Origin of the sequence: Xanthomonas sp. SHU 308 (assembly GCF_000364645.1) — a bacterium.
Taxonomy (GTDB): Bacteria; Pseudomonadota; Gammaproteobacteria; order Xanthomonadales; family Xanthomonadaceae; genus Xanthomonas_A; species Xanthomonas_A sontii.
In genome coordinates this window covers 1-7,099 of record NZ_AQOK01000200.1, presented here as the reverse complement: position 1 = coordinate 7,099, position 7,099 = coordinate 1, and the positions used below count along the sequence as shown (strand labels likewise).

Here is a 7,099-nt window from a genome sequence, read left to right as displayed (position 1 = left end):
CGGGCGGTCCGCGCCAGCTGCAACTGCAGCGCGGACGGCAGCGGCAGCGCCCATGCCTCGGCGAGCGCCAGCGCACTGGAACTCCAGCGCTGCGCCTGCGCGACGTCGCCGAGCGCCAATGCCGCGCGGATCAGGCCATCGTGCACACGCAGTTCGTACACGCGGCGGCCCTGCGCCCGGTACACGGCAAGCGCCTCCTGCAGCCAGGCCAGCGCCTGCGGCGTGTCGCCGCTGTCGAGCGCCAGCTCGGCCATGGTTTCCTGCACGTGCGCGGCCTCGATGGCGTCGCCCTGCGCGCGGTTGGCGGCAAGCGCATCGCGGTAGTAACGCATCGCGGTGTCGGACTCGCGCAGTTCGCGATACACGTCGGCGATATTGGTCAGCACGGACGCAGAGACCGCGCCGCGCGCGCGCTGGATGTCCAGGCTCAGCGTCAGGTTGCGCAGGGCACCGCGAAAATCCCCGAGGCGGCGCAGCGCCGCACCGACGTTGTTCAGATCGCGCGCCTCGCCCATGCGATCGTGCAGCGAGCGGGACAGCGTGGCCGCACATTCGAAGCGCGCCAGCGCCTGCGGCAGGCGTTCGCGGCGGAAATCGAGAATGCCGCGGCGGCGAGTGAGCTCGTAGCGCAAGCGCGCGCCGCCGGCATCGCCGAGGTTGGCCTGCGCGCAATCCAGCGCCTGCTCGGCGGCGTCGAAGCGGCCGCCGTCGAGTTGCTGCTTGGCACGTGCGAACAATGCCTCGACCCGCGCATCGCCCGCCGAGTGCGGCGTCGACACGCCCGCCTGCTGCACGCACAGCAGCGGATCGGGAAGCGGACGCGGCGCCGCTGGCTCCGCGCAGCCATAGATCGTGTTCTGCGCAATCGCGGCCGCGCTCGCCGCGAGCAGGACGCCCAGGCACGCCCATCGCAGGCATGTCCGCGGCCGCATGCCAGGCGCGGTGACGTTCGCCTGGACGGAATCGCCAGAAACGGCGGACCAGCCCAAGCCGAACCATGTCCCCATGGATCTGCGCGACCGGCCGCACAACGCCTTCCCTGGTTTCACTGTCTCCACAACTCCAGAACTGATCGGGATGCGGCGCACGCGTGCCGCAGCGACATGGATCAGCGTGAGGCCCGGGCGCGAACGTGGGTTCCTGCCCGGGCATGTCGCCGACGCATCGCAGTAGACCTGATGCCACGGAAGCCGGGCAAGCGCACGCGGTGGTGATGCACACCACACACGGATCATCGTGGAATAGCGGTCACACCGGGTTCTACGCTTCCGTCCACTGCAGGGACGGCCGTGCCACGCCCGGGGCGATTCGCGACAAGGACACCTGCGGGGCGCGCAGGCGCGGCAGCAGTGGAACGCACGACCTGCCAGTCACGCGCCAGGCTGTGCAGCGCCGCCTGGCACGATCGGCTGATTCAGGCCGCGCGCGGCCAGACGTTCTCCTGCACCAGCCGCAGGCGCGGCGGCAGTTCGCGCAGCACGTCGCCGCGGTGCGAGAGCAGGCGCAGGGTGCCGTCGGCCTCTTCGGCGAGCGCGGTGAGGTTTTCCACCCAGTCGCCGTCGTTGGCGTAGACCAGACCGTCGCGCTCGAACAGCCCGGCGCGGTGCACGTGGCCGCAGATCACCCCGTCCAGGCCGCGGCGGCGCGCGTCGTCCAGGCCGGCGGCGACGAAGCGCTCGATGTAGCGCTCGGCGGCGCTGCTCTGCCGCTTCAGGTAGTCGGCCAGCGACCAGTAGCGCATGCCCAGGCGGCGGCGCACGCGGTTGGTCAGCTGATTGCCGGTGAGGATGCGGTAGTACAGCCAGTCGCCGAACTTCTCCTGCAGGCCGCCGAACTGGGTCACGCTGTCGTAGTCGTCGCCGTGCACCACCAGCAGGCGGCGCCCGTCGGCGGTGGCGTGCACCGCGCGCCGGCGCACCTGCATCGCCGGCAGCGCCAGCCCGCAGAAACGGCGGATCGGCCGGTCGTGGTTGCCGGGGACGTAGATCAGTTCGGTGCCGCCGCGGGCAAGCGCGTGCAGCGCATCGACCACGCGCTGGTGCGCCGCGCTCCACACCGCGCGGCGCTGCGCCATCCACCAGAAGTCGACGATGTCGCCGACCAGGTACAGCTGGTCGCAGCGCAGGCCGCCGAGGAAATCGGCCAGCTCGCGCGCGTGGCAATGCGGCGCGCCCAGGTGCACATCGGAGACGAACACCGCGCGGCGCGGCGCCAGGCTGTTGAGCGGACTCATGCCACCACCTCTGCTTCGTTGCGGGGACGTTCGAGGTAGCGCGCGCGCTTCTTGCTGCGGATGCGCTGCAGATCCAGCTCGATCAGGCCGTCGACGGCGTCGTTGAACGCCGGGTCCACGCCGAAGGCGAGGAAGCGCGCACCGCCGGGTTCGCACAGATCGGTGTACTGCTTGTAGAGCATCGGCACCGCCGCGCCCAGCGCGTCGAGGTTGCCCTTGAGCACCTTGAAGGCGGTGTCGGCGTCCAGTTCGTCGAACGCCGGCGGCGCTTCCGGATACGGGAACGGCCGCGCCGAGGCGGCTTCGCCGCTGGCGTCGCCGTAGTAGCGGGCGTAGTAGGCCACGATCTGCTCGCGCGCCGCGTACGGCAACGCGGCGCTGATCGACACCGCGCCGAACAGGTAGCGCACCTGCGGATGGTCCTGTAGATAGGCGCCGATGCCCTGCCACAGGTAGTCGATGCTGCGACTGCCCCAGTAGTCCGGCACCACGAAGCTGCGGCCCAGTTCCATGCCCGCGGCGATGCGCGGCAGCATGCCCTCGCCGTAGCGGAACAGTTCGGCGGTGTAGAAGCCGGCCAGGCCGCGTTCGGCCAGCACCGGCGCGCCGCGGGCGACCCGATACGCGCCGACCACGCGGGTGGCGGCGCCGTCCCACAGCACGATGTGTTCGTACCAGGTGTCGTAGTCGTCCAGGTCCAGGCGCCGGCCGGTGCCCTCGCCCACCGCGCGGAAGGTCAGCTCGCGCAGGCGGCCGATCTCGCGCAGCAACGCCGAGCCGGCGCGCAGCCGGCCGACGCGGATCTGCTTGCCGTCCAGGGTATGCCCGAGGCTGCGCAGGCCGGCCACTTCCGTGGCCAGTTGCGCCGGGTCCTCGGCGGCGACCAACGCTTCTTCGTTCGGCGCGGCCTGCCCACCGCTGCGGCCGAGCGCATACAGCTCGCTGCGCAGGCGCCGCATCAATTCGGCTTCGGGCAGGTCCTGCGGCAGCGCGCGGGCGCGGCCCAGGCTGAGCGCGATGCGGCGCTCGCGACGGGCGAACATCTCCCGCGCCAGCAGCGCGGTGCCGGCCGGCTTGAACAGCGCCGAGGCGCCGTAGAACAGCGCCGAATTGCGTGCGTGGATGCGCACCGGCAGCACCGGCGCGGCGGTGCGCAGAGCGAAGCGCAGGAAGCCGCGGCGCCAGCGCCCGTCGGCGACGCCGCCCCAGCCCAGCCGCGAGACCTCGCCGGCCGGGAACACGATCACGCATTGCTCCTGCGCCAGCGCCTGCTCGATCGCCCGCACGCTGGCCGGCGACGGTGCGCCGCCGAGGATGCGCACCGGCAGCAACAGGTCGCGCAGGCCTTCCAGCGCCCACAGGAAATCGTTGGCGACGATCTTCACGTCGCGCCGCACCTGGCCCACGCAGTCCAGCAGCGCCAGCGCATCCAGCGCCCCGGAAGGATGGTTGGCGACGATCAGCAGGCGCCCGCGCGCCGGGATGCACTCGGCGGCGGTCGGTGCAACCACGTAGCGGGCCTGCAGGAAATCCAGACCGGCCTGGACCAGGGCGAACCCGCGCAGGTCACGGTTGGCCTCCAGGAACGCGTCCAGCGCGTCCAGTCCCGACCATTTCTGCAGGCCGCGCAGCAATGGTCGGACCAGCCGCGAGCGGCGTCCGGCAAACCAGTGCGGGTAGCGGTCCTGAAGACGGCGTTCGAGTGCGAGCACGGCAAGCCCCCTTGCTGACTGCGCACAGCTTCGGCCGCGGCGGCGACACCGATCTTGCAATCTGACTACGGCAAGGTGACGGGCGCACCATGGCGCGCCAACCGGTTAACCTTGGGCAACGTCCGCCCCGGGCAGCATGCACGCCGCCCGGCGCCCGTGTATCATTCGCCTCCATCTTTTCATCCGAATACAAGGATATAGCCGCGATGTCCAGCTATCTCTTCACCTCCGAGTCGGTCTCCGAAGGCCACCCGGACAAGATCGCCGATCAGATCTCCGATGCGGTGCTCGACGCGATCCTGACCCAGGACAAGCGCGCGCGCGTGGCCTGCGAAACGCTGGTCAAGACCGGCGTGGCGATCGTCGCCGGCGAAATCACCACCAGCGCCTGGATCGATCTGGAAGCGCTGACCCGCAAGGTGATCCTGGACATCGGCTACAACAGCTCCGACGTCGGCTTCGACGGCGAGACCTGCGGCGTGCTCAACCTGATCGGCAAGCAGTCGCCGGACATCAACCAGGGCGTGGACCGCAAGAAGCCGGAAGAACAGGGCGCTGGCGACCAGGGCCTGATGTTCGGCTACGCCACCCGCGAGACCGACAGCTTCATGCCGGCCGCCATCCACCTGTCGCACCGCCTGGTCGAACAGCAGGCCAAGGTGCGCAAGAAGAAGAACTCGCCGCTGGCGTGGCTGCGCCCGGACGCCAAGAGCCAGGTCACCCTGCGCTACGAAGACGGCGTGGCGACCGCCATCGACGCGGTGGTGCTGTCCACCCAGCACGATCCGGACATCAAGCAGAAGCACCTGGTCGAAGCCGTGCGCGAGGAAATCCTCAAGCCGGTGCTGCCGGCCAAGTGGCTGCACAAGGGCACCAAGTTCCACATCAACCCGACCGGCAAGTTCGTGATCGGCGGGCCGGTGGGCGACTGCGGCCTGACCGGGCGCAAGATCATCGTCGACACCTACGGCGGCTGGGCGCGCCACGGCGGCGGCGCGTTCTCCGGCAAGGATCCGTCCAAGGTCGACCGTTCGGCCGCCTACGCCGCGCGCTACGTCGCCAAGAACGTGGTCGCTGCCGGCCTGGCCGACCGCTGCGAAGTGCAGGTGTCCTACGCCATCGGCGTGGCCGAGCCGACCTCGATCTCGGTCACCACCTTCGGCACCGGCAAGATCGCCGACGACAAGATCGAGAAGCTGATCCGCAAGCACTTCGACCTGCGTCCGTTCGGCATCATCCAGATGCTCGACCTGATCCACCCGATGTACCAGCAGACCGCCTCGTACGGCCATTTCGGCCGCACCCCGAAGGCCTTCACCTACACCGACGGCACCGGCGCCCAGCACCAGGCCACCGCGTTCTCGTGGGAGAAGACCGACCGCGCCGAGGCGCTGCGCGCGGATGCCAAGCTGAAGTAAGCCGGCCTGCCCGCGCTTGCAAGAAAGAACGGGCCGCATTGCGGCCCGTTCTGCGTTTGGGGTGGTGGGAACTGGCCAGTGGCGGACACTGGCAACGGCCATGCAGGCAGGGGTGCGCCGTGCCGCAGGAACGCTTCCGCGCAGGAGCGGCTTCGGCCGCGACAGGCGTTGCTTGGAACGCGCGTCGCAACGGAAGCCGTTCCGCAGGATGGACTGGGCCTCCTTGTGGGAGGGACTTCAGTCCCGACGACGGAGGGTGTCAGTCGGCTGTCGGCGGCGCTTGCCGCGGCTGCATGACAGTCGACTCCCGCAGGCAGACACGCGCGCTACCGCATCGTCGGCGTGCGCTCAAGGGCGGCCGTACAGGCGGCACGGCATGTGTGCTTCGCCCTGGTCCGCCAGGCAGCAGCGATGGTCACGGCGGGAGCGCCTCAGCCGCGGCGCTGCAGCGCGGCCTGCAGCAGCGCCTGGAACTTCGGCAGCGGACACAGCCCGGTCGCGGCGTCGCTGCAACCCGGAATCTGCAGGGTCTGCAGCAGCGGCGGATGGCGCAGGCTCAGCAGGGTCAGCGCGCGCAACTGGTCCAGCGACTGCGCCTGGTAGCGCACACGCACATAGCGCTGGCCGCTGCGCGGGTCGCGCACCTGCTCCACCACCAGCGCGCCGCCGGGGGGCGCGTCGTCGCGGCCGAAGCCGGGCAGATGAAAATGCAGGTCGAGCAGGCCGCTGAGCGCGGCGATGTGGGTGTCGCTGGCGACCAGCACGCTCAGCCGCGGCGCGTCGTCCGCGCCCAGCGTGTCCAGCAGGCGGTGCGCCAGCGGCGCGCCCGCGCGCGCGGCCATGTACTGCGGCCGTGCGTAGATCTCGAACAGCAAGGCGTGCAGTCGCGACACCGCAGCGATGCGCGCCGGCGTCGCGCGGCCCCAGCCGACCTGGTCCAGCGGCATGCCTTCTGCGTACTGCAGGATGAACACCTCGGCCGTGCCCGAGGTCAGGTCCAGCGGCCCGTGCAAGGCCAGGCTGTGCCCGTTCGCGCCCGGGGTCAGCGACGAGGGCATGTGCACGAAGTCGCAGCGCTCCGTGCAGCCGAGGATCTCCTGCATGGTGCGCAGTTCGCGCGCATACGGTGCCAGCACCGCGCCCGGGCCGCCGGTTTGGCGCTGGATCGAGGCCACCGCGGCGGCGGCATCGAACTCCACCGCGCCGGCTTCCACCGGACGGAACAGCGGGTCGTCGCTGCCCTCGGCCTGGTGGCCGGCCTGCAGACGGCAGCCGGGCGCGAGGGTGTCGGCGAGCAGCTCCGCACTGACGATGGTGCGCTGGTCGGTGTTGGCGTAGATGCTGACCGTGCCCTCGGCCGGGCAGCCCTGGGCCGGCAGCACGCCATCGCGCAGCAGCCATTGCCGGGTGTAGTCGCCGCTGCGCTCCACCGCGGTGCGGCCATGCGCGGTGAGCAGGCTCGGCGGCGTGTCCCACACCGGCCAGGGCTGCGGCGTCAGCGCGGCGGCCGCGGCCTCGCCCGGCAACGGCGCGCGCACGCCATGGCGGAACAGCATCCAGACCTTCTCCACCTGCAGCGCGGGCGCTGTCTTCGGCGCCGGTCGCGCCTGCGCGCCCAATGCCGCCATCAGCAGCACGACCCACAGCATCCAACGCGTACCTGTTTTCATCATCGTCCCCAACATGGAAAGTCTCACGGTGCGGTCGTGCCGCACGCGGCCGTGACCCGGTCGCAG

Annotated in this window: 5 protein-coding genes; 1 reads left to right on the top strand and 4 read right to left on the bottom strand. The window is 70.8% G+C overall.

Annotation, left to right across the window (positions count from 1 at the left end):
• From D588_RS28165 to D588_RS0107880, 3 genes are all read right to left on the bottom strand, one after another.
• Positions 1-779 (bottom strand): tetratricopeptide repeat protein (locus D588_RS28165; protein WP_198526740.1); only part of this gene is annotated, 779 nt, incomplete at its 3' end.
• Positions 780-1,414: 635 nt separating this feature from the next.
• On the bottom strand, positions 1,415-2,233 hold the full coding sequence (locus D588_RS0107885) for a UDP-2,3-diacylglucosamine diphosphatase (RefSeq protein ID WP_017915584.1): 819 nt from the start codon (positions 2,231-2,233) through the stop codon (positions 1,415-1,417).
• A complete protein-coding gene (locus tag D588_RS0107880; RefSeq protein WP_191091289.1) occupies positions 2,230-3,945 on the bottom strand; it encodes a GNAT family N-acyltransferase in 1,716 nt (571 codons plus the stop codon). Before D588_RS0107880 ends, D588_RS0107885 begins: the two co-directional genes overlap by 4 nt.
• A gap of 206 nt (positions 3,946-4,151) precedes the next feature.
• Between D588_RS0107880 and metK the strand changes: the two genes are divergently transcribed.
• A complete protein-coding gene (gene metK / locus D588_RS0107875) occupies positions 4,152-5,363 on the top strand; it encodes a methionine adenosyltransferase (RefSeq protein ID WP_010342184.1) in 1,212 nt (403 codons plus the stop codon).
• 431 nt (positions 5,364-5,794) lie between these two features.
• Here metK and D588_RS0107870 read toward each other — a convergent pair whose 3' ends face one another.
• Positions 5,795-7,012 carry a histidine-type phosphatase gene (locus D588_RS0107870; RefSeq protein WP_017915583.1) on the bottom strand — a complete coding sequence of 406 codons (1,218 nt, stop codon included), beginning with the start codon at positions 7,010-7,012 and terminating at the stop codon, positions 5,795-5,797.
• Positions 7,013-7,099: the final 87 nt, after the last annotated feature.

Bases quoted from the DNA above. Each gene is read 5' to 3' on its own strand.
- D588_RS0107885 (WP_017915584.1), bottom strand. From the start codon at position 2,233: ATGAGTCCGCTCAACAGCCTGGCGCCGCGCCGCGCGGTGTTCGTCTCC.
- metK (WP_010342184.1), top strand. From the start codon at position 4,152: ATGTCCAGCTATCTCTTCACCTCCGAGTCGGTCTCCGAAGGCCACCCG.
- D588_RS0107870 (WP_017915583.1), bottom strand. From the start codon at position 7,012: ATGCTGTGGGTCGTGCTGCTGATGGCGGCATTGGGCGCGCAGGCGCGA.